Source organism: Pseudomonas sp. L13, from assembly GCF_009935965.1.
In the GTDB taxonomy this organism is placed as follows: domain Bacteria; phylum Pseudomonadota; class Gammaproteobacteria; order Pseudomonadales; family Pseudomonadaceae; genus Aquipseudomonas; species Aquipseudomonas lactis.
In genome coordinates, this window is record NZ_QODJ01000158.1 from 1 (window position 1) to 618 (window position 618).

Sequence of the window (618 nt, forward strand, 5' to 3'; positions counted from 1 at the left end):
CGCATGTGGCACGAGCGTGATGGAGGATGGAGGATATGTGGTGTATGAAAACCGAATGACCTCATCGTATGAAGTGGGGATTGGACCGTATGGTTCCATCACAAGGGACAGTCATTTTGAGTTTCTCTTCCAGTGTAGATATTCAGGAACGTCTGTGGAAGCTCTGGTTGTGGAAGTCAACTCTGTTCCTCCACCTCCACCAGTAGCTGCTCCTGGACCTCTCAGGGTGGAGCTCAGACTGGCCAATGGCCAATGTGTCACCAAAGGCTGTGCTGAAGGAGATGAGGCCTACACGTCCTACTACAGTGACACTGATTATCCCATCACAAAAGTCCTGCGAGAGCCTGTGTATGTTGAGGTGCACATTATGGAGAGGACTGACCCCAACATTGTCCTGATGCTGGGACATTGTTGGGCGACTTCAACCCCCAGTCCACTCAGTCTCCCCCAGTGGGACCTTCTGATCGACGGATGCCCTTACCAGGATGACCGCTATCTGACCACACTGGTTCCAGTGACTGGATCATCTGGTCTTCAATTCCCAACCCACTACAAGCGCTTTGTTGTGAAGATGTTCACATTTGTAGATCCAGCCTCGCTGGCTGCTCTGCAGGAAAC

Annotated in this window: 1 protein-coding gene; it reads left to right on the forward strand. The window is 51.8% G+C overall.

Annotated features, from left to right (window positions below):
- Window positions 1-154: 154 nt before the first annotated feature.
- A partial coding sequence (locus DK871_RS28465; RefSeq protein WP_218581574.1) for a zona pellucida domain-containing protein occupies window positions 155-618 on the forward strand: 464 nt, incomplete at its 3' end.